This is a genomic window from Ruegeria sp. K7 (assembly GCF_056531785.1).
This window is the reverse complement of record NZ_JBQFMJ010000007.1, coordinates 201,458-221,372: the sequence shown is the minus strand read 5'-3', so window position 1 is coordinate 221,372 and position 19,915 is coordinate 201,458. Positions and strand designations below refer to the sequence as shown.

Annotated in this window: 18 protein-coding genes and 1 pseudogene; 6 read left to right on the top strand and 13 right to left on the bottom strand. The window is 59.8% G+C overall.

Annotated elements, in window-relative coordinates; translation table 11 throughout:
• Positions 1 to 86: 86 nt before the first annotated feature.
• Positions 87 to 1,271, bottom strand: coding sequence for an alpha/beta hydrolase (locus tag ACR0FE_RS13615; RefSeq protein WP_480913291.1), 1,185 nt, complete (start codon positions 1,269 to 1,271; stop codon positions 87 to 89).
• Positions 1,272 to 1,382: 111 nt separating this feature from the next.
• Here ACR0FE_RS13615 and ACR0FE_RS13610 point away from each other — a divergent pair, with 111 nt between their 5' ends.
• Positions 1,383 to 1,592 (top strand): hypothetical protein, encoded by a 210-nt coding sequence (locus tag ACR0FE_RS13610; protein WP_170619357.1) that lies wholly within the window; start codon positions 1,383 to 1,385, stop codon positions 1,590 to 1,592.
• A gap of 121 nt (positions 1,593 to 1,713) precedes the next feature.
• Here ACR0FE_RS13610 and ACR0FE_RS13605 read toward each other — a convergent pair whose 3' ends face one another.
• The 3 genes from ACR0FE_RS13605 to ACR0FE_RS13595 form a co-directional block, all read right to left on the bottom strand.
• Positions 1,714 to 3,024: a molybdopterin molybdotransferase MoeA gene (locus tag ACR0FE_RS13605; RefSeq protein ID WP_480913289.1), complete on the bottom strand. Its 1,311-nt coding sequence runs from the start codon at positions 3,022 to 3,024 to the stop codon at positions 1,714 to 1,716.
• A gap of 173 nt (positions 3,025 to 3,197) precedes the next feature.
• Positions 3,198 to 4,142 carry a succinylglutamate desuccinylase/aspartoacylase family protein gene (locus ACR0FE_RS13600; RefSeq protein ID WP_480913288.1) on the bottom strand — a complete coding sequence of 315 codons (945 nt, stop codon included), beginning with the start codon at positions 4,140 to 4,142 and terminating at the stop codon, positions 3,198 to 3,200.
• Positions 4,143 to 4,179: 37 nt separating this feature from the next.
• Positions 4,180 to 4,326, bottom strand: coding sequence for a hypothetical protein (locus tag ACR0FE_RS13595; RefSeq protein ID WP_480913286.1), 147 nt, complete (start codon positions 4,324 to 4,326; stop codon positions 4,180 to 4,182).
• A gap of 287 nt (positions 4,327 to 4,613) precedes the next feature.
• Here ACR0FE_RS13595 and ACR0FE_RS13590 point away from each other — a divergent pair.
• The 3 genes and pseudogenes from ACR0FE_RS13590 to ACR0FE_RS13580 form a co-directional block, all read left to right on the top strand.
• Positions 4,614 to 4,751, top strand: a pseudogene (locus ACR0FE_RS13590) (LysR family transcriptional regulator); the annotation flags it as partial.
• 23 nt (positions 4,752 to 4,774) lie between these two features.
• A complete protein-coding gene (locus ACR0FE_RS13585) occupies positions 4,775 to 5,083 on the top strand; it encodes a LysR substrate-binding domain-containing protein (protein WP_480441199.1) in 309 nt (102 codons plus the stop codon).
• 170 nt (positions 5,084 to 5,253) lie between these two features.
• A complete protein-coding gene (locus ACR0FE_RS13580) occupies positions 5,254 to 6,294 on the top strand; it encodes an aromatic ring-hydroxylating dioxygenase subunit alpha (RefSeq protein WP_480913284.1) in 1,041 nt (346 codons plus the stop codon).
• Between the two features lie 170 nt (positions 6,295 to 6,464).
• Here the strand turns inward: ACR0FE_RS13580 and hutU are convergent, their stop codons facing one another.
• Genes hutU through hutI form a run of 4 tightly spaced genes read right to left on the bottom strand, consistent with a single transcriptional unit; the run spans position 6,465 to position 11,681 of the window.
• The gene (gene hutU / locus ACR0FE_RS13575) at positions 6,465 to 8,147 is read right to left on the bottom strand and encodes a urocanate hydratase (protein ID WP_480913282.1); all 1,683 of its coding nucleotides are present in this window, start codon (positions 8,145 to 8,147) and stop codon (positions 6,465 to 6,467) included.
• Entirely contained in the window at positions 8,144 to 8,938 is a 795-nt protein-coding gene (gene hutG, locus ACR0FE_RS13570) for an N-formylglutamate deformylase (protein WP_480913280.1), read from the bottom strand. Before hutG ends, hutU begins: the two co-directional genes overlap by 4 nt.
• Positions 8,935 to 10,473 (bottom strand): histidine ammonia-lyase, encoded by a 1,539-nt coding sequence (hutH, locus tag ACR0FE_RS13565; protein WP_480913278.1) that lies wholly within the window; start codon positions 10,471 to 10,473, stop codon positions 8,935 to 8,937. Before hutH ends, hutG begins: the two co-directional genes overlap by 4 nt.
• On the bottom strand, positions 10,470 to 11,681 hold the full coding sequence (gene hutI, locus ACR0FE_RS13560; protein WP_480913276.1) for an imidazolonepropionase: 1,212 nt from the start codon (positions 11,679 to 11,681) through the stop codon (positions 10,470 to 10,472). The genes hutH and hutI overlap by 4 nt, the downstream gene beginning before the upstream one ends.
• A gap of 81 nt (positions 11,682 to 11,762) precedes the next feature.
• Here hutI and ACR0FE_RS13555 point away from each other — a divergent pair, with 81 nt between their 5' ends.
• A complete protein-coding gene (locus tag ACR0FE_RS13555; RefSeq protein WP_170614031.1) occupies positions 11,763 to 13,127 on the top strand; it encodes a formimidoylglutamate deiminase in 1,365 nt (454 codons plus the stop codon).
• On the opposite strand, the gene ACR0FE_RS13550 is transcribed toward ACR0FE_RS13555, so the two are convergent.
• The gene (locus tag ACR0FE_RS13550; protein ID WP_480913274.1) at positions 13,124 to 13,663 is read right to left on the bottom strand and encodes a HutD/Ves family protein; all 540 of its coding nucleotides are present in this window, start codon (positions 13,661 to 13,663) and stop codon (positions 13,124 to 13,126) included. The genes ACR0FE_RS13555 and ACR0FE_RS13550 overlap by 4 nt on opposite strands.
• Positions 13,664 to 13,740: 77 nt before the next feature.
• Between ACR0FE_RS13550 and ACR0FE_RS13545 the strand changes: the two genes are divergently transcribed.
• The gene (locus ACR0FE_RS13545; protein WP_480813176.1) at positions 13,741 to 14,442 is read left to right on the top strand and encodes a GntR family transcriptional regulator; all 702 of its coding nucleotides are present in this window, start codon (positions 13,741 to 13,743) and stop codon (positions 14,440 to 14,442) included.
• 170 nt (positions 14,443 to 14,612) lie between these two features.
• Here ACR0FE_RS13545 and ACR0FE_RS13540 read toward each other — a convergent pair whose 3' ends face one another.
• The 4 genes from ACR0FE_RS13540 to ACR0FE_RS13525 form a co-directional block, all read right to left on the bottom strand.
• Positions 14,613 to 15,518: a LysR substrate-binding domain-containing protein gene (locus ACR0FE_RS13540; protein ID WP_170678742.1), complete on the bottom strand. Its 906-nt coding sequence runs from the start codon at positions 15,516 to 15,518 to the stop codon at positions 14,613 to 14,615.
• Positions 15,519 to 15,588: 70 nt separating this feature from the next.
• Entirely contained in the window at positions 15,589 to 16,932 is a 1,344-nt protein-coding gene (locus ACR0FE_RS13535) for an MmgE/PrpD family protein (protein ID WP_480913272.1), read from the bottom strand.
• Positions 16,932 to 18,125, bottom strand: coding sequence for a pyridoxal phosphate-dependent aminotransferase (locus tag ACR0FE_RS13530; protein WP_480909112.1), 1,194 nt, complete (start codon positions 18,123 to 18,125; stop codon positions 16,932 to 16,934). Before ACR0FE_RS13530 ends, ACR0FE_RS13535 begins: the two co-directional genes overlap by 1 nt.
• Positions 18,122 to 19,762: a thiamine pyrophosphate-dependent enzyme gene (locus ACR0FE_RS13525; RefSeq protein ID WP_480913270.1), complete on the bottom strand. Its 1,641-nt coding sequence runs from the start codon at positions 19,760 to 19,762 to the stop codon at positions 18,122 to 18,124. The genes ACR0FE_RS13530 and ACR0FE_RS13525 overlap by 4 nt, the downstream gene beginning before the upstream one ends.
• Between the last annotated feature and the right edge of the window lie 153 nt (positions 19,763 to 19,915).

Sequence of the window (19,915 nt, the reverse complement as noted above, 5' to 3'; positions counted from 1 at the left end):
TCAGAGCGCCGGGCTGAAGCAGTGCTTCTTGGCAGGCCTGTTCTGCAACTGTTGGAAAAGGAACGACAACTCATCAAGTTTAAGCATCAGGACCGAACAAAGCTCTCGATGCTGGCAATCATTCTTTCGAAATCTGGTTCTGACGAAAAAAGTAAGTGGTTGGGGCTATCCAGTTGCACGAATGAAGCATCCGGAATCTGGGAAGCCAGTATTTTCCCTTCCGAAAGCGGTGCCACTGCATCCCTGTCGCTGTGAAGAACCAAGGTCGGCAATGAAATCTCTGTTAGCAGGTTGCTCACGTCAATGTCGTCAAACAAAGCGCGAAACTGAGCAATATTCTCGGCTGGTCCGCAGAGCTTTTGGAAAGCGTTGAACCACTGCATTTCTGCTTTTGTGGCGTCCGGCATAAACATCGTGGTCAGGATTTGCCGGATTGCGGGGTTTTCGTTTCCCCAGCTGTTGCGGATTAAATTGACAAGAGCTTCGCTTTCTTCAATCTCGGCTTCGTTGCCGCGATGTTTTCGCCCCCTTGAATACCCTCCACTTAGTACAAGATGCGAAATTCGTTTCGGATGCCTCAGCGCATATGCCAACGAAACAGATGCACCTTGCGACAAACCCAGGATCGCTACTTGTTCAAAATCGTAGGCATCGATCACGACTTCCATATCGTCGACCATGCGCTCAAAACTGATGTCGACATCCGCCCACTCGGACAGACCATTCCCCCGTTGGTCATAGCGAATGACCGTAAATTTATCCGAAAGGTGTCGAATGTAATCGCCGTAAGCAGGGTTTTGCCAGTCTTGTTCCAGGTGGGTCATCCAGCTTCCGGAAATCAACATCGGATACCCTTCGCCGGAAACAGTATGCGCGATGGAGGTCCCGTCCTTGGAACGACAATATTTCACCAAAGGCAATGGGTTGGGTTGCGCCTGGGAAAGAGCAGAGTGTGCAGCCTGATCTTCACCGTGTTGGACGGAAACTGGTCCAATCAGCCGAAATCCGCGCCGGCCTACAGTCTCAATATAACTTGGATTTTTTGCGTCATCCCCGAGCGATTTTCGGATCTCAAAAATGTACTCGCGCACAAGATCCGGGTTCACAAACAAGCCATGCCATACGGCTTGAAGTATTTCTTCGCGAGACAAAACCATACCGGCCCTGGAAATCATGTACTCCAGCACTTCGGTAGCTTTTGGCGATAGTGTCGATTGATCCTGTCCCGATGACAATTTGCCATCCTTGAGATTCAATACCCATCGCCGCATGTGCTCCTACCACACTGCCTGCAAGATCAACGATACATCAACGATAAGTCAACGGCATCACCAAGTTCATGCGGATACCCTGTCCCGGAGAGCCAATCGGGAATTCGCGCTATGCCACAAGTATCAACGAACAAACTGGGTCAAACCGGAGCCTCTGGCAACAACAACGGTGTCAACGAAGTCGCGCCTTTGTTGCTGCGACTTGCAAACCAATTGGAGGAAGAGATTTGCCGCGCGCTGATGGAGGACAATGTCGCGCTGGCAGAACGATTGGTGGCCCCACAATGTGAGCTGAAGAAGCTTGCCCAAGGTCTTGGTTGATGAAGCTCACAGCCACTAGTGGAAAGTACAGAGAATGCTTGATTTTTTGCCCACCAAAGGATCAAGCCACCGCTTTTTAACACACAATAGGGACATAACCTTCAGCTCGGGCACCGAGCGTTCAGAACCGCAACATTTCCAGCGCGTACCCCTCTGGTAGGGTTTCGACATCCGCAGGGATAATGGCCAACCCGTCCGCCTGCGCCAGCAACGCCACGCGCCCGCTGTAGGACGGTGCCATCAGGTGCAGGCGCGGCCTGCCGTCCGGAGCTGTGCCCCGGATCTGCACCGGGCGAAATTCCTGCCGCCCGGGATGACGCTGCAGCGGTTCCGCCAGCACCGCCTGTTCGGCGACAAGCGGGCTTGGATGCAAACCGGCGCGCCGTGCCATCATCGGCGACCCGATGATTTGCCAGGTAACGTAGGCGGAAACCGGATTGCCCGGCAACCCGATATAAAGCGCATCGCCGTGACGTCCGAACATGATCGGCTTGCCCGGTTTCATGGCCACTTTCATCACATCCGTCTGACCGCCGATTTTGGAAAACAGGCGCGGCATGTGATCCTCGTCGCCAACAGACACGCCGCCGGTTGTGACGATCAGATCGGATGTGTCGCATGCCTGCCGCAAGACCTGTTCCAGCAAAACCGGGTCATCCTCGACCGGGCCGATGTCCGTCAGGTCGATCCAGCGCTTGTCCAGCAGCGCCCGCAGCATATTACGGTTCGAGTTGTAAATCTGGCCGGGGCCAAGGTCTTCTCCGGGCTGGCGTAATTCGCTGCCGGTCGAGAAGATGGTGATCTTGAGCTTGCGGTATACCTTGACCTGGCCAAACCCGGCTGAGGCCAGCGCCGCGACCTCGCGCGCGCCGATCTCGCAGCCGTGACGCAGGATCAGTGCCCCCGCTTTCAGGTCCTCACCCGCGCGGCGGATATGCTGTTCGGCGGTCGGGCGACTTGAGAAGCGGATACCGCCTTTTGTTAGCTCGCAATCCTCCTGCATCAGAATGGCATCGAAGTCATTTGGCACCGGCGCACCGGTAAAGATACGCAAGGCGCTTCCTGCGGGTGCCTGATGCGCGCCGCTGTCCCCGGCGACCACGCGCCCGGCGACGGGCAGATCAAAGACCGGCCCCGCGCCCAGATCGCGAGTGCGGATCGCGTAGCCATCCATGGCAGAGTTGTCGAAGGCGGGCATGTCAGTTTTGCTGAGGCAATCCTCGGCCAGAACCCGGCCAATCGCCTCAGTCAGCGGTACGGGCTTTGTTTCGACAATCGGATTGGCGGCGGCCAGCCCCCGTGTCAGGGCGTCAGCCACGGACACGTACATGTGGGCGTGCCGGTCGCAGGCGCATCCATCAGCCATCTGTGTTTCTCCGGGTTCAGCCGAATGCAAGGACAACCCCGGCAAATCAGCGTCAACACTGTTCATGATCGGACGGGTCGCAACCCGGCCAACAAACCGCGCCCAATGGACACCGAGACCCGAGCGCTGTCCTTGACATAGGTCACAGTTCGTCGTCACTTGCTTGAACACGTCCCCCATGCCCATGCTGTGATTGTCGGTCTGCGGCAGAATCTCGGTCGGCCCACGCAGCCTATTGGCTAAATTGCGTAGTCCCCGCAAATCATCAGCAGGTGATCACCGGGTGAGACCAAGGGGTTTCGACGCGTGACGCAAACGACTCCGTTCTGCTGAGTCGTCAATGACGCAGGTGGGTCCCCGATGTTGTGTATGTCATACAAGGTCGCAACGACCTGTCCTTTGCCGACCTCGTCACCAAGCTGCACGTGAAGGTCAATCAACCCCTCAAAATTGCTGGTGACATGCGAGCAGTCTGCACCCACATCAACAAAACGGGTCATGGCAGCATCCGCGGGTTCCGTCATGACCTCATCGGCTGCGAAAAGCCCTAGGTTAGACAGAACACGGCAGCAGCCCGACCAGCCAATCTGGAAAGAGCGGGTGGTCATCGTGCCCATCCCCCCAAGCTCGCAGGAAAGGAATTTTTTGCCCTGACGATAGGCTTCCGAGTCGAAATCTGCACCCTCGTCGGACGTTCGGCTTACCATTGTAAAATCGGCACCAAATTGGCGCGCAAGATCAATATTGTCTGCATTCAGCGCCGCATCATTCCCCAGGCAAACGAACGCGCAGTCAATGTAGCGCGTCGCAGTTCCCCCTGAGTGAAAATCCAGAATGATGTCGGATTGCGGGATCAACTCCTGTGACACGAACCGGGCAATAGCAGCCGTCGGTCCGGGAGCATGTGTCCCGGGGAACGCCCGGTTCATATTTCCCTGATCCAGTGGCGACACACGGGTACGCGCACGCACGGCAGGCGCATTCAATGCCGGCAGCACAATGATGCGCCCGTTCAGCTGCTCCGGCTCGAGCTCTCTCAGCATCCGGTGAAGGATAAGCTGCCCTTCGTACTCGTCCCCGTGGTTGCCCGCTGTAAGTAGCACCGTAGGTCCGGCCGCACCGCACAACACGCCAATGGGAACGCGAATGGTGCTGAAAGCAAGCGCATTGTTGGACAGGGTCACGTCGATGAAACCGGTCCGCTTGCCCGGACTTACAAGATCAAGCGAGCATCGGACCGGGCAATTCTGAACCATCGAGGCACCTTCTGAAAATGTCACGTTTGTCAGCGGCTTCAAATTCGACCACCGCGCGCATGCTCTCATCTTTATGTTTGAGATCAAAGCCTTCGTTGATCTGATCTTGCATTGGCCATCAGTGATCATCGGATCGCTTTTTGGGCCAATCAACAATTCGGGGGGCGCCCCCCTGACCAGAAGCTCCCCGCGGTGCCGCTCTTCGCCAATTCCGATCTGTGGCCAGCTCGAACGGCCGGGTTGGTGTCCACCTATGTTGCTTAAGGCCTATAGGTGAAAGCCGTCGGTCATGTCGCCGCTTCTTGTGTTCATACCTGAACTGGATCTGTTTTCTTCAGACGCCAAGTTGGGTAGCCTGCATCACAATGCAGTTTTTCTAAACTTCGCCAAGCGGTATATATGCGTCGACCCCCCCTCCCCTCCCTCCGGGCCCTGCAAACATTCGAGGTGTTTGGGCGTACCAATTCCGTCGCCGATACCGCGCGGGAGCTGAACGTCACACCCGGTGCGGTCAGTCAGCAGCTCAAGGTGCTGGAAGAACAAACCGGTCGCGCGCGCCCCTGCTCTGCACAGACTGGGGGCCCGGCTTCGAAGACGTCCCGGACTGGGAAGACTGGTTTGCAGCGAACGATATCGACGCCTCACCACGACGGAAGGATGCCGTCTTTTCGCTGTCCAGCCTAGCTTTGGATGCCGCCATTCAGGGACGTGGTGTGGCGCTGGCGCAAACGTCTTTTGTTCAACGGGACTTGCAGATGGGCTATCTGTGTCGCCTGTCCGAACAGGAAATACCATTGCCCAGACCCTATCTGGTCTGCTGGGGTGAAGGCGCGCTGGATGAACGAACGGCACGCAGCTTTCTGGACTAGATTCTGCAGGCAGGACGGGACGTCTCAAGATCGCTCGGAAACTCCTCAAGAGATCGGTAAAATGATTTAGTTTTCCTGAACAACAAGGCAGGCAGCAGTACTATACAAGCCCGCATTCCCCGCACATAAGTTACTAAAGCTCGAACAAACTATTCTGCGGGAGGTGAACCGTGTTTCTGAAAAATGCCTGGTACGTTGCGGCCTGGAGTTCCGAGATCACTCATGAGCTGCGGCAAATCCGGGTTCTGGGCAAGAAAATTTGTATCTATCGGACCCGGGCCGGTGAGGTTGTCGCGCTGGAGGACGCCTGCCCGCACCGCAAACTGCCGCTGTCAAAAGGCCGCATGAAAGGCGACGATGTGGAATGCGGCTATCACGGGCTGACGTTAGACTGCGCCGGTCAGTGTGTCTCGGCCCCCGGCAAAGGGCGCATTCCTTCCTCGGCTAAGGTGCATTCCTATCCGGTGCATGAAAAATACGAACTGGTCTGGATCTGGATGGGCAATCCGGCCATGGCCGAGCTTTCCGAGATCTTCGAGATCGAGCATTACGACGACCCCGACTGGGGCATCAACCGTGGTGCGGCGATGGAGATCAGGTGCAACTATCTGTACATGACCGACAACCTGCTGGATCCAACGCATGTCGCGTGGGTGCACCAAAGCTCTTTCGCGCAGGATGCCACGAAGGACACGCCGCTGTCGGTTACAAAAAAGGACAACGGCATCGTCGTGCGTCGGTGGATGATGGATGTGGAACCTGCCCCGTTTTACAAGAAGGTGGTCGAGTTCGAAGGCAATTGCGACCGGCTGCAGCACTATGAAGTGCGCTATCCCAGCCATGCGCTGATTAAGGCCGTCTTCACCCCTGCTGGTACTGGGGGGCCGGACGGACCGCTGCATGAACGGACCTTCATCATGGACAGCTACAACTTCATGACGCCGACCTCGGAAACCGAGACCCGGTATTACTGGTTCCAACTGCGCAACATCCTCCCGGACGACGCTGAGCTTTCCAGGATGATGAGTGAGGATGTCCGCCACGCATTCGAAGAAGACCTGGCCGTTCTCGAAGAGGTTCAGATCGGCATGGACGAAAAGGAAAGCCCCCATATCGACCTGAGCATCGACGGAGGCCAACTGCGGTTCCGTCGCCAACTGGAAGCAATGATCGCCGAAGAGGCGATGGTCGATGCCAAGATGGAGGGCTGAGGCGACCGGGAATACCCGTTAATATCGGGTCGCCCAAGATAAGGGAACGCGCGATCACCAAGGAGTTGGAACCTGAACTCAGATGCCGCCAGGCACCGGCCTCGCGGGGTTCCGTGGTAGTCGCAATCTTCCGTACAGATGCGGAGGGGCAACCCCTCCGCCACTTACTTTCACCCCAGGATGCCGGGCAAGCGCAGGCCATGTTCCCGGGCGCAGTCTTTTGCGATGTCATAGCCGGCGTCCGCGTGCCGCCAGACACCCGAGGCCGGGTCGTTCCACAGGACGCGCTCAAGCCGTTTGGCGGCCGCATCCGTGCCGTCGGCGCAAATCACGACGCCTGCGTGCTGGCTGAACCCCATTCCGACCCCGCCACCGTGGTGCAGCGACACCCATGTGGCGCCTGAGGCAGTATTGACCAGCGCGTTCAGCAGCGGCCAGTCACTGACGGCGTCCGAGTCATCCAGCATTGCCTCTGTCTCGCGGTTGGGTGATGCGACCGAACCGCTGTCCAGATGGTCGCGACCAATGACGACAGGTGCTTTCAACTCGCCGTTCCTGACCATTTCGTTGAAGGCCAGCCCGGCGCGGTGACGGTCGCCCAGCCCGATCCAACAGATGCGCGCGGGCAGGCCCTGGAAGGCGATACGTTCCTGCGCCATGTCGAGCCAGTTGTGCAGATGGGTGTTCTCGGGGAACAGTTCTTTCATCTTGGCGTCGGTCTTGTAGATATCCTCGGGATCGCCCGACAGCGCACACCACCGGAACGGGCCAATGCCACGGCAGAACAGCGGACGGATATAGGCCGGGACAAATCCGGGGAAGGCAAAGGCGTTTTCCAAACCCTCATCCTGTGCCACCTGCCGAATGTTGTTGCCATAATCCAGTGTCGGAACGCCTGCATTCCAGAAATCGACCATGGCGGCCACGTGTTGTTTCATCGAGGCCCGTGCCGCTCTTTCGACCGCCTTGGGATCGCTTTCGCGCTTGTCTTTCCACTGGGCCATGGTCCAGCCCAGGGGCAGATAACCGTTGACCGGGTCATGCGCCGAAGTCTGATCGGTGACGATATCGGGACGCATGCCACCGGCCTGCATCCGAGCATAGATTTCGGGGAAAATTTCGGCGGCATTGCCGAGGAGGCCGACGGATTTCGCCTCGCCCGCTTTGGTCCAGCGGTCGATCATCTCAAGCGCCTCGTCCAGTGTCTCGGCCTTTTCGTCCAAGTATTTGGTGCGCAGGCGGAAATCGATGCTGTCGGGATTGCACTCGACCGCGAGACAGCAGGCCCCGGCAAAGACGGCGGCCAGAGGCTGTGCGCCACCCATGCCGCCCAAACCGCCGGTCAGGATCCATTTTCCTTTCAGATCGCCGCCATAATGCTGACGTCCGGCCTCGGCAAAGGTTTCGTAAGTGCCCTGAACAATGCCCTGCGTGCCAATATAAATCCACGAGCCAGCGGTCATCTGGCCGTACATCATCAGGCCCTTCTTATCGAGCTCGTTGAAGTGATCCCAGTTGGCCCAGTGCGGCACGAGGTTCGAGTTGGCGATCAGCACACGTGGAGCATCGGCATGGGTGCGCACGATGGCCACCGGCTTGCCGGACTGCACCACCAGCGTTTCATCCTCTTCCAGATCCTTGAGGCTGGCGACGATGGTGTCAAAATCTTTCCACGTCCGCGCTGCGCGCCCGATGCCGCCATAGACCACCAGTTCATGCGGGTTTTCAGCAACGTCCGGGTGCAGGTTGTTCATCATCATCCGCAGGGGGGCTTCGGTCATCCAGCTTTTGGCGTTCAGCTCAGGGCCGGTTGGCGGAAAGATGTCGCGGGTGTTCTTGCGGGGGTCGGTCATGGGGCAAGCTCCAGTGCAGTGTCTTGGATGGCGTCCAGAATGTCGGAAAGCCAGCGGCGCAGGCGGGTGGCCTTGCGGTCGTCATAGGACCAGGGCGGGCATTCTGTGGTCAGGTAGGTGGATTGGGCCAGTTCCATCTGAATGGCGTGCAGGCCCTCAGCCGGGCGGCCGTAGTGCCGGGTTGTCCACCCGCCCTTGAACCGCCCGTTCAATACGGTGCTGTAGGGGGACGAGGCGGCAAATTTATGGGCAATGGCCTCAATTTGGGGCGCGCAGGTTGTCCCGCCATTGGTACCCAGATTCATGTCCGGCAGGACACCGTCAAACAGGAATGGAATGTGGCTGCGGATCGAATGACAGTCATACAGAACCGCAATTCCATGAATTGCCTTCACCCGCGCCAGTTCGGCCTCGAGCGCTGCGTGATACGGCGCATGGAACGTTTCCCGGCACTCGGTGATCTCTGCCTCGGAAGGTGGTTGGTTCCAGATGTCATGCCCGTCGAAATCCGTCAGCGGCACCAGCGTCGTGGTGTTCTGCCCGGGGTAGAGAGACACGCCCGACGGATCACGGTTGGCATCAATCACATAACGGTGGAATGTGGCCCGCACCGTGGTGGCCCCCGGAAGAAGCCCGTCGTAAAGTCGGTCAATATGCCAGTCCGTATCGGCCAGTTCCCGGCCGCGGTCGTTCAGCCTGGCCTTAATGTCAGGCGGCACGTAGGTGCCCGTATGGGGCAACCCAAGCACAAGGGGGCTGTCGCCCCGGATGATTTCCACCGGATGGGTCATGCGCCAAGCCTGGGCATTTCTATCTCTGTGCCATTGGCAATCTCACCACTGGCAATCAGAGCCGAGGCGGCTTCGATATCCGGGGCGGTATAGCGGTCATCGCCAAGGGGAGGAACCACCGCGCGCAGACGCCCCATCACGCCCTGCAGGGTTTCACTGGTAGGCAGCGGCGCGCGGAACTCGATCCCTTGCGTGGCGCAAAGCAGTTCGACCCCCAGAATGCGTTCCAGATTGGTCACCATCTGCCCCAGACGTCGTGCACCATGGGCGGCCATGGACACGTGATCCTCCTGATTGGCCGAGGTCGGGGTCGAGTCTGTCACGCAGGGGTTGGCCAGATGCTTGTTCTCGCTCATCAGGGCGGCGGTGGTGACCTCGGCAATCATAAGCCCCGAGTTCAGCCCAGGATTGGGGGTCAGGAAGGGCGGCAGGTCAAAGCTGAGCACCGGATCCACGATCAGGGCGATACGGCGCTGCGCAATGGCCCCGATTTCCGCAATCGCCAGCGCGATCATGTCGGCGGCAAACCCCACGGGTTCAGCATGGAAATTGCCACCCGAGACGATGAGCCCCGCGTCGGCCAGCACCAGCGGGTTGTCGGTCGCGGCATTGGCCTCGATTTCGAGCGTCGTGGCGGCCTGTCGCAGGACGTCCATCGCGGCACCTACGACCTGCGGCTGGCAGCGGATGCAATAAGGGTCCTGCACCCGCGTGTCGCCCTCGCGATGACTTTCGCGGATCACCGATCCGGCCAGCAATGCGCGCATCGTGGCCCCGGCCTCAATCTGGCCGCGATGGCCACGCAATGTGTGAATCTCGGGCTGCAATGGCGCGGTCGACCCCATGATCGCGTCGGTGGTCAGCGCCGATGTCACCAGCGCGCTTTGAGCGGCCTGCCACGCACCAAAAAGACCGGCCAAAGCAAACGCGGCCGAAAACTGGGTTCCGTTGATCAAGGCCAGACCTTCTTTGGGGCCAAGTTCGACCGGGGTCAGACCGGCCGCGGCCAGTGCTTGGTCGCCCGGCATCACGGTGCCGCCAAACTCGGCCTCGCCTGCGCCCATCATCACAGCTGCCATATGCGACAGGGGCGCAAGATCACCTGACGCGCCCACGGACCCCTGCGCTGGGATCACCGGGGTCACGCCCTTGTCCAGCATCGCCTCAATCAGGTCGATCAGTTCCAGCCGCACACCGGATGCACCGCGCCCGAGGCTGAGCAGTTTCAGCGCCATCATCAGCCGCGCATGGGCGCGCGGAATGGCCGGCCCCACCCCACAGCAATGGGACAGGATCAGGTTGCGCTGCAGGGTCGCCGTATCTTCGGCCGCGATCTTGACGCTGGCCAGTTTTCCAAACCCGGTATTGACCCCATAAACCGCCGCATCACCTGCTGCCGCATCGGCAATGTGCGCATGGGCAGCTTCGATAGCGGGACGGCAGGTCTGGTCCAGCCGAACCGCGCATTCTTCCCGATAAACCTGTTCCAGTTGCGCCAGAGACACAGAGCCGGGGGTGAGTGTCAGGGTGGTCAATTGAGTTCTCCGAGTATGCGGGAATGAAGCGGGTTGAAGCCGATGCGATAGGCCAGTTCCGCCGGGTTCGTTACATTCCAGACGGCAAGATCTGAGCGCAAACCGGGGGCGATACGGCCGCAATCGTCCAGGCGCAGCGCGCGGGCCGCATGGGTGGTGACACCTTGCAGCGCCTCTTCGGGCGTCATCCGGAACAGGGTGCAACCCATGTTCATCGCCAGCAAAAGCGAGGTCATTGGCGCAGAACCCGGATTGCAATCAGTGGCCAGCGCCATCGGTACCTTGTGCTTGCGCAGCAGGTCGATTGGCGGGGCTTGTGTTTCGCGCAGGGTGTAGAAGGCACCGGGTAAGATGACTCCGACCGTGCCGGCGGCCGCCATGGCCTGAACGCCGTCCTTGTCCAGATATTCAATGTGATCGGCTGAGATCGCCCCGTAGGATGCGGCAAGTTTCGTGCCGCCCAGATTGGACAACTGTTCGGTATGGCATTTGATCGGCAGTCCCAATTCTGTGGCCGCATCGAACAATGGCACCAGTTGCTCGGGCAGGAACGCAATCCCTTCGCAGAAGGCATCCACCGCGTCCACCAACCCTTCCGCATGGGCGGCACGCAGGGTCGGAATGCAGACTTCGGTGATATAGGCTTCGGGGCGGTCCTGATATTCCACCGGTACTGCATGGGCGCCCAGAAAGCTGGTCACGACCCGGACAGGGCGATGTCGTGGCAGCGCCCTTGCGGCGCGCAGCATGTTCAATTCGGTTTCTATATCCAGCCCGTAGCCGGATTTGACCTCGATCACCGAAACACCTTCAGCCAGCATCGCATCCACCCGTGGCAGCGCCTGCGTGACCAAATCCTCGAAACTGGCAGAGCGCGTCGCCTTCACGGTCGAGATGATGCCACCGCCTGCACGCGCCACTTCTTCATAGCTGGCGCCGTTCAGCCGCATCTCGAACTCGACCGCGCGGTGGCCGCCAAAGACCACATGCGTATGACAGTCAATAAATGCAGGTGTCACCAGTCGACCCTCGAACGAGGTCCGGGGCAGCGCTGCAAATTCAGCGGGCAGTTCGGTCTGCGGACCGACCCAGGCGATGCGACCATCCACAGCCGCAATCGCGGCATCCTCGATCAGACCATAGGCATTGGCAGCTTCCAACATCGTCGCTGCGTGCAGATCGGTGAACAGATGATCGCGGGCCTGCATTCGAATCCCTCTCCCCTGCAATTCTCTCTTTTCTGGTACAGGTCTTTATGTCATATGTCTATCCATAAAGCGGAGACACACATGACAGCCATATTCGCAAATCGCGCCCTGCTGCCCACTGGCTGGGCAGAGAACCTGCGGCTTGAGGTCGAAAGCGGGCGGATTGCGCGCCTGACCCCGGATTCCGCGGCGTGTGATGAAGATACCCGCGTCGACATTCTGCTGCCTGCCTTGTCGAACCTGCACAGTCACGCCTTCCAGCGCGCCATGGCCGGGATGACCGAGTATCGTCTGGCCGGTCGCGACAGTTTCTGGACCTGGCGCGATTTGATGTATCGCTTTACCGGCCATCTCAGCCCCGAACAGGTTCAGGCCATCGCGGCGTTGGTTTATCTTGAGATGCAGGAGGCCGGATATGCCGCGGTCGGCGAATTCCACTATCTGCATCACCAGCCGGACGGGACGCCTTATGACCGCCTTGCCGAGCTGTCGGACCGGATCATGGCCGCTGCCGCCGAGACCGGGATTGGACTGACGCATCTGCCGGTGCTCTATTCCTATGCGGGCGTCGGGGAAAAGCCTCTGGAGAGTGGCCAGCGCCGCTTTGGCAACGATGTGGACCGTTTCTGCAAATTGGTGGAGCAAGCCCGTGGCGCGCTTGGTGATCTGCCAGATGACTGCCGGGTCGGCATCGCACCGCATTCCCTGCGTGCCACCTCGCCAGCAGATTTGGCGCAGGTTATCGCCGCGCAGGGCGCTGGCCCGATCCACATTCACATCGCCGAACAACCGAAGGAGGTGGCTGAAGTGCAGGCGGGTCTGGGTGCGCGCCCGGTTGAATGGCTGCTGGACAATGCGCCGGTCGATGCCAACTGGTGCCTGATCCACGCCACGCATATGACTGAGGCCGAGACCTGCGCCATGGCTGGCAGCGGTGCCGTTGCGGGCCTCTGCCCCGTGACCGAGGCCAATCTGGGCGATGGTCCCTTTAACGGCCCTACTTACCTAATTGCAAACGGCGCCTTTGGCGTGGGTTCGGATTCCAACGTGTTGATATCCCTGACTGAAGAGTTGCGCACACTGGAGTATTCCCAGCGTCTGCGCGATCTGTCGCGCAATGTGATGGTCGTAGGTGAGGGCTCGGTCGGGCGGACGCTTTATTGCGGCGCGGCAGAGGGTGGCGCGCAGGCGCTTGGCCGCGATGCGGGGCAGATTGCCGAGGGCAAGCTCGCCGACCTCGTGGCTGTGGACGGCCAAAACCCAGCCTTGTGTGCCTTGCGCCCGGACCAGCTTCTGGACGGGCTAGTATTTGCCGCAAAGGACCATGTGGTGACAGATCTGTGGTCTGCCGGCCGCCATCGCGTGCAAAATGGCCGCCACGTGGCACGGGACCAGATCATCTCCGGCTACCGGGCCGCCATGGCCGGGCTTTTGTCTGGTCTCTAGGCCCGAACCTGTGCAAATCGGACAGACAGGACTATGGCATCAGGGGCCGGAGTGACGGTTAAGGCGTCTTCCGGCCATTCCGCCTCTCCCGCGATCAACTGAGCACCAACTGATGTGACAGCCATACCCTTCGCAACAAAGACGAAGCTAAACGGTGCCACATCGAAATGTTGTGCACCGATATGAACATCCACGCTGGCCGTGATAGCCTGCGGATCGTAAATCACATTGAATGCCCGGCACGGCCCGCCCAGCAGCCGCGCATTCAGCGGCAACGCCCCATCGAAATACAGCGGCTTGAACGGCCGGGCCTTATAAATGTCGGTCGAGCCTTGCAAATTCAGCCCGGCCCCGTCGATGATCGTGTGCACCCGCGCCAGACCCGGAAAGCGCGAGAATGGCCCGTCACGGCCGATCTCAGCAACGCTTATGCGCCAGTCGAGTTGATTTTTGATCCGCTGGACGGCCAGTTCACGGGTCACGCCACCGCCATTGGCCCAGGGGGCGGCTGCCGTCTCCTCAAGCCTGATACGCATGCGGGTCAATTTCTTTGCATGTTGTCATTAATCTGGACATAATATGAATATGGGCAAAATGATATAGTGAGCAGAACTTGACCGAACAGAAAAACATAGGCTTTCAGGCGATCCGCGATGAAGTGCTGAACCGCATCCAGACGCGTGTCTGGCCGCAGGGCAGCCTGCTGCCGACCGAGCTGGAACTGGCGGCTGAGTTCGGCTGCGCCCGTGCAACGGTCAACCGGGCCCTGCGCGAACTGGCAGATCAGGGGATCGTCACCCGTAAACGCAAGGGCGGCACCCGCGTGGTCACCATGCCGGTCAAACAGGCAAAACTGCCCATCACCGTGGTTCGTCAGACCATCGAAGAGATGAATGCCGAATACCGTTATGCGCTTGTCAGCCGAAATGTCATTGCCTGCCCGGCCTGGCTGCAGGCAAAGCTGGGCCTGCCCGAGGCGGCGCAGGTCCTTCATCTGTCCTGTATGCACCACGCCGACAACCGCCCTTTCCAGTTCGAAGAGCGTTGGATCAATATCCACGCCGTGCCTCATGTCACGAACGAAGATTTTCTGACCGTTGGCCCCAACGAATGGCTGCTGGCTGAAGTACCCTTTTCAAATGCGGAAATCGCCTTTTCGGCCGTTCCCGCCACAGGCCCGTTGCAGGACTTTTTGTCCGTCCCGTCCGGAACACCGCTGTTCCAGCTGGAACGCACGACATGGTTTCAGAACGAACCCGTCACGTTCGTGCGTATGACATTCCATCAAGGCTATCAGATGCGCACAACCTATTGACCGCGGTCGCCCTCAGGCATTGTCTGGCAGTCGAAGAATACGGGTTTAGCCTCGTTGAAACAGGTTTTGTGGGAGACCAGCCTTCTAATGCCGATGCCTCAGGTTTCCGGAACAACACGCACAGATGCATTTCCCATCAATGAATTCATTCAAGCGCGAAACAGAACTACTTACCTGAGCAGGAATTCTCTGGCGCAAATGCGCAGCAGCCAGTTGCGGAACTGAGTGACCGCACGCGACCCGTCGGCGCGGTACGAGGTCAGCAGGTAGTAGGCATTGCCGGTCGGAAGGCTCAGATCAAGGGGAGCGACCAACTGGCCCTTGCGCCGGCTTTCCTCACCAAAGGGGCGGCGGTCCATGGCCCAGCCCAGCCCGCTTTTGGCGGCCTGCAGGGCGTTCGAGCGATTATCCATCTCGGCGACCGGTTTCCATGAAATCTCGCTCAGACCAGCTGCTGAAAACCAACGGCTCCATTCATTCGCGTGGTGGTGGCTGCTGATCAGCGGCTCGGACTGCATCTCTTCGGGCAGTGGAATGCTGCCTCTGGCCTCCAGATAATCGGGGGCGCAAACCGGCTGAATGATCTCATCGAACAGCTTGACGCAGCGTGCCTCCTGCGGGGGTTTGTCGGCAAAGACGATCGCCATGTCGACGTCACTGCCTGCAAGGGTGATTTCCTCTGGCATGGTGATGATTTTGACGGTCACGTTCGGCGCTGCCTCGCGCAGATTGGGCAGGTTCGGGATCAGCCACATGTTGGCCAGTGACTGGTACATATGGACCGACACGGTTTGCCCGCTCTTGTCGCCGGTATATTCGGCGAAGGCGGCATCAAGCGTGTCCAGGGCTTGGCGCACGGGGCCGAACAGCGCTTTCCCTTCGTCTGTCAGTTCGACGCTCTGATGTGCTCCGCGCTTCAATAGGGTCGCGCCGACAAAGGTTTCGAGTGACCGGATCTGATGGCTCACGCCCGAGGCAGTGATATTGAGCTCGCGCGCGGCCTCGACGTTGCGCCCCAGCCGTACGACGGCTTCGAACGCGCGAATGGCGGCAAATGGCGGTATCTTGCGTGACATCTGAACATCCGGTTACGGGCCAACGTGCGGACCCTAGAACAAATGATACGCTGCTCCCAGTCCTGTCCCCTTATACGGGAGCCGTGCACAGATCAAACAGATGCCGCAAGTCTTGTGCCGACAGTTGATCGAACTGCGCGGACAGGTCGCGGATTTCTTCGGCTCGGGATTCCTCAAGAACCGGAGCGGCGAGCATGCGGAACTTTTGGGTGATCTGGTCGTCGCTGAGTGCCATGTCCGCGTCACCGCGCGGTGTGCGGGGCTCATCCACGATCCGCTGACCGTTCCTGAGGATGATTGTCACCTGCGCCCAGCGTTTGTCGGTACTGATGCGGGTCATTTCCGGATCATCTATCAGCTTGATGGTGCGGCTTACGCGCAGGATGTCGGGGTCGCGTAGGGCCTCGGCGCTCAGTTCGTCGACGCCCACCTGACCGCGTACGAGCATCGCGGCGACGGGAAAGGCGATTGCATAGGCGAACTCATCCTGAGTTTGCGGTTCGTGACCGGCCAGCCGTGTTGCATAGTGGAAGGTGCGGATTTCGACGCTGTTCACCTTTTCGTGGGTGAAGCCGTGTTTCTGCATCATGTCGTGTACGGAATCGAGCGAGGGATGGGCCCAGCGGCAGCAGGGATAGGCCTTGTAATGCGTGTGGTCGACCAGCCGCCAGCTGGTGCCCAGATCGGCCCAGAATTCCGCGCCGTCTTCGCCCTCGCAGGTCAGCGCCGGGGCACCGGTGAACCCTTCCATTGCAAGATAAGCCGCCGTCACCCCCGAGGGCGCGCCCCAACCGACGCCATCGCGAACCATGGTGGGATGGTCGATGCAGCGCATCATCTGGCTGCGGGGGCCATGGTATTCCCCGATCCCCGCAGCCTGCCGGATCTGTTCCGCGTTACCACCCAGCAATTTGGCTCCGGCGGCGGCGACCCCAACGGCGGTCCACGCGCCCGAGGTGTGATAATCAGCGCAGGTTGCGTGTTGCACCAACCCGGCACGGTAGGAGACTTCGTATGCGGTGGCGAGGATTTCGGCAAAGCGCCTGCCGTCGATCTGATTGCCGCTGGCCTGTGCCATTGCGATCATCGCCGGGAACACGGCTGAACCCGCATGACCTTTGCACGGGGTGGTACCGTCATGGGCGTCGATGCTGTCCACTGTGAATGCGCCGGCCATGGCGGCCCCGACAGGGCTGACCGAGCGGCCATCCATCAGAATCCTCGCCGAACCGGATGTGCCCGCCCCGAATATCATCGGTGCAACGCGGCGTGCGATGCCCGACATCTCGGTGGTCACGCCGACGGCTGCCACGCCGATCGTGTCGACAAAGGACCGGCGCAGCGTCCACAGGACGGCTTCGGGTAGATCATCGTAACGCAGATTGGCGGCGAACTGGTCGAATCTGTGTCCCATCAGCTCAGCAAGTCCACGGCGGATTTCATGCGCTTCAAACCTTCCGATATGTTGTTTTCAGACGTTGCGATTGACATGCGAAAGAACGGATCACATGAAAATCCGGGCCCGGGGACCACGACGACCCCGTGTTCCAGAAAATAGGCCGCCAGTTCGGTCGAGCTGGTTAGTATCTTACCCTCGGGCGTCCGGCGTCCAAGCAGTCCGCCGCAATCGGGCATCAAATAGAACGCGCCGCCGGGGCTCTGTGTTTGCAGCCCTTCGATTTCGGCCAGCCCGGTCAAAGCCTGATCGCGGCGCTTCTGGTAGATGGCGCACCAGTTCTTCAGGAATTCCTGCGGCCCGATCAGAGCCGCCACCGTCGCCGCCTGACTGATCGAGCACGGACCGCCATTGGTCTGGCTGAACAGGCTGCGAATACCGTTGGTCCACCATTCGGGCCCACCGGCAAACCCGATGCGCCAGCCCGTCATGGCGTAGGATTTCGACACGCCGTTCACAGTCAGTATCCGCTGCTGCAGGTCCGGCGCGACGGCAGCCAGGGTCTCGAACTCCGCGCCATCGAAAATAATGTGTTCGTACAGATCGTCCGAGATCACATAGACCTGCGGATGGCGTCTGAGGACCACGGCCAGCGCCTCCAGCTCGGTGGCCGAATACACGGCTCCGGTCGGATTGGAGGGTGAGCAGATCATCATCAGCCGCGTCCGGGACGTGATTGCCGTTTCAAAAATTTCGGGCGTCAGTTTGAAGCAGCTGTCTGCAGTGTCGACCAAAACCGGCGTTCCGCCCACGGCCTGAACCATACCCAAGTGAGAGGCCCAGAGCGGCACAGGCAGGATCATCTCGTCCCCTGGGTTCAGGACTGCCTGAATGGCGGTTGCCAGCAACGGCTTCGCGCCTGAACAGACGATGATTTCTTGTGCTGAGAAGGTCAGGTTGTTGTCCCGGCGGAACTTTTCGATCACGGCCGCCTTGACGGCTCCGTTTCCGTCGGTCGGAGTGTACCGGGTGTCGCCCGCCCGAATGGCGGCAATCCCGGCCGCGCAAATATGGGCGGGGGTGTCGAAATCCGGTTCGCCCACGGAAAAGTCGATCAGATCGGCCCCGGCCTGCCGCATTTCGAAGGCTTTGTTGAAGACACCGATGATCGGTGATGCGGGCAGCGCGTCGACCAGTCGGGACAGCATCATGATGCCTCCGCCAGATCAGTCAGGGTCAGATTTGGGCCAAGACTGTCGGGGCCAACAAGAATATGGATGACGGCGGCTTTTCCGGATGCCATTGCGCGTTCCAGCGCGGGTGCGAAATCGGCGGTCGTCTCCACCCGCTCGCCATGTGCGCCATAGCCTTGCGCGACGACCGCGAAATCGGGGTTTGTCAGTGAGGTGCCCGAAGTACGTCCGGGATGCTTTCGCTCCTGATTGGAGCGAATGGTGCCGTACATGCTGTTGTCAACGATGATGAATATGGGATCGAACCCATATTGAATTGCCGTCGCCACCTCTTGACCGTTCATCAGGAAATCTCCATCCCCGGCGATGTAGACGGCTGGTGCATAGGGGCGCACCACCTTGGCGGCGACCGCCGCCGGAACGCCCATTCCCATCGCGCCGGAAATCGGGGCCAGAGCGCCCAGAAACTGACGGTAGTCGAAATGGATGTTGGGCCAGTCGGCCGCGTTGCCCGCACCGGTGGTCATCGTAGTTTCCCGAGGCAAAGTGGCGTTCAGCACGCGCATCACTTCGGCCATGTCGACCGGACCGCGTTGGACAGTCAGGGCGCGCATCGCCTGGTAATCGGCACGCGCGCTGGCAGGCGAGTGGCGTTTTGCGACTGGCAGTAAGGCCAGGGATTTTGCAGCTTCGTTCGGGTCGGCCAGAATGGGCAGGTCGGCCTGATAGAGCCGCCCCAGATCCTCGGGACCCGGCAGGATGTGGACAAGCTTGCAATTCGGTTGGGGCGATTGGATGAGGCTGAATTTCAGTGTGGTCCCGTCATTCAGGCGCGCGCCCAGTGCGATCACCAGATCAGCAGATGTCGCGTATTCATTTGGCATCGGATTGCCGCCAAAACCCAGATTCCCGATAAAATTGGGGTGGTCATGCGGAAACAGACCCTGGCGGCGGAACCCTAAGGCAACCGGAAGCCCGTGGTCTTCGACAAAGCGGATCGCGGCTGCATGCCCCTCTTCGGTCCAGCAGGTGCCGCCCAACAGCAGCAGCGGGCGCTCGGCTTCGGCCAGAAGCGCGGACACCTGTTCAAGATCGGCAGGTGTGGGTGCGGGAGGGGTCAGTTTGACCTGTGGCAGATCGGTGGCGTCGGTCAGTTCGGCCAGCATATCCTCGGGCAGGGACAGCGCCACCGGGCCGGGCCGTCCCGAAAGGGCGGTGCGAAAGGCGCGGTTCACATATTCCGGGATGCGGGCGGGATCGTCGATTTCGGCCACCCATTTCACCATATGGCCCAGAAACCGACGGTAATCGACCTCCTGAAACGCCTCCTTGTCGCGATGAGTGCGTGGGATCTGACCGATCAGCAGGATCAGCGGGGTCGAGCCCTGTTGCGCAGTATGTACCCCGATGGAGGCATTGGTCACCCCGGGGCCCCGTGTCACGAAACAGACCCCGGGCTTGCCTGTGGCGTCCGAATACGCCGCCGCCATGAAGGCCGCGCCGCCCTCTTGCCGTGTCGTGTAGTACTTTAGTGTGTTCGAGCAATCATGCAGCGCATCCAGGGCCGCAAGATAACTTTCACCGGGGACACCGAAAATGGCCTCAACACCGTTGACCCGCAGCATGTCGATCAAAACCTGTCCGCCTGTCCGCATCACATTGCCTCCTGTTTCAGAGTCCATGTTTTTCAGTCGGAAGCAAAGATCGAAACTGAATTCTTCACGCCGGGATTGAGGTAAATTCATCCCGAAGGGGCGCCCGGAAAAACATCCAGGCCGTGCGACGTGCAAACGGGCGGCGCATGCCTA

What these genes read in the sequence shown, in the direction of transcription:
- ACR0FE_RS13615 (WP_480913291.1), bottom strand. Translation starts at nt 1,271, where the DNA reads ATGCGGCGATGGGTATTGAATCTCAAGGATGGCAAATTGTCATCGGGA.
- ACR0FE_RS13610 (WP_170619357.1), top strand. Translation starts at nt 1,383, where the DNA reads ATGCCACAAGTATCAACGAACAAACTGGGTCAAACCGGAGCCTCTGGC.
- ACR0FE_RS13605 (WP_480913289.1), bottom strand. Translation starts at nt 3,024, where the DNA reads ATGAACAGTGTTGACGCTGATTTGCCGGGGTTGTCCTTGCATTCGGCT.
- ACR0FE_RS13595 (WP_480913286.1), bottom strand. Translation starts at nt 4,326, where the DNA reads ATGCAAGATCAGATCAACGAAGGCTTTGATCTCAAACATAAAGATGAG.
- hutU (WP_480913282.1), bottom strand. Translation starts at nt 8,147, where the DNA reads ATGACCGACCCCCGCAAGAACACCCGCGACATCTTTCCGCCAACCGGC.
- hutG (WP_480913280.1), bottom strand. Translation starts at nt 8,938, where the DNA reads ATGACCCATCCGGTGGAAATCATCCGGGGCGACAGCCCCCTTGTGCTT.
- hutI (WP_480913276.1), bottom strand. Translation starts at nt 11,681, where the DNA reads ATGCAGGCCCGCGATCATCTGTTCACCGATCTGCACGCAGCGACGATG.
- ACR0FE_RS13555 (WP_170614031.1), top strand. Translation starts at nt 11,763, where the DNA reads ATGACAGCCATATTCGCAAATCGCGCCCTGCTGCCCACTGGCTGGGCA.
- ACR0FE_RS13550 (WP_480913274.1), bottom strand. Translation starts at nt 13,663, where the DNA reads ATGCGTATCAGGCTTGAGGAGACGGCAGCCGCCCCCTGGGCCAATGGC.
- ACR0FE_RS13540 (WP_170678742.1), bottom strand. Translation starts at nt 15,518, where the DNA reads ATGTCACGCAAGATACCGCCATTTGCCGCCATTCGCGCGTTCGAAGCC.
- ACR0FE_RS13535 (WP_480913272.1), bottom strand. Translation starts at nt 16,932, where the DNA reads ATGGGACACAGATTCGACCAGTTCGCCGCCAATCTGCGTTACGATGAT.
- ACR0FE_RS13530 (WP_480909112.1), bottom strand. Translation starts at nt 18,125, where the DNA reads ATGATGCTGTCCCGACTGGTCGACGCGCTGCCCGCATCACCGATCATC.
- ACR0FE_RS13525 (WP_480913270.1), bottom strand. Translation starts at nt 19,762, where the DNA reads ATGCGGACAGGCGGACAGGTTTTGATCGACATGCTGCGGGTCAACGGT.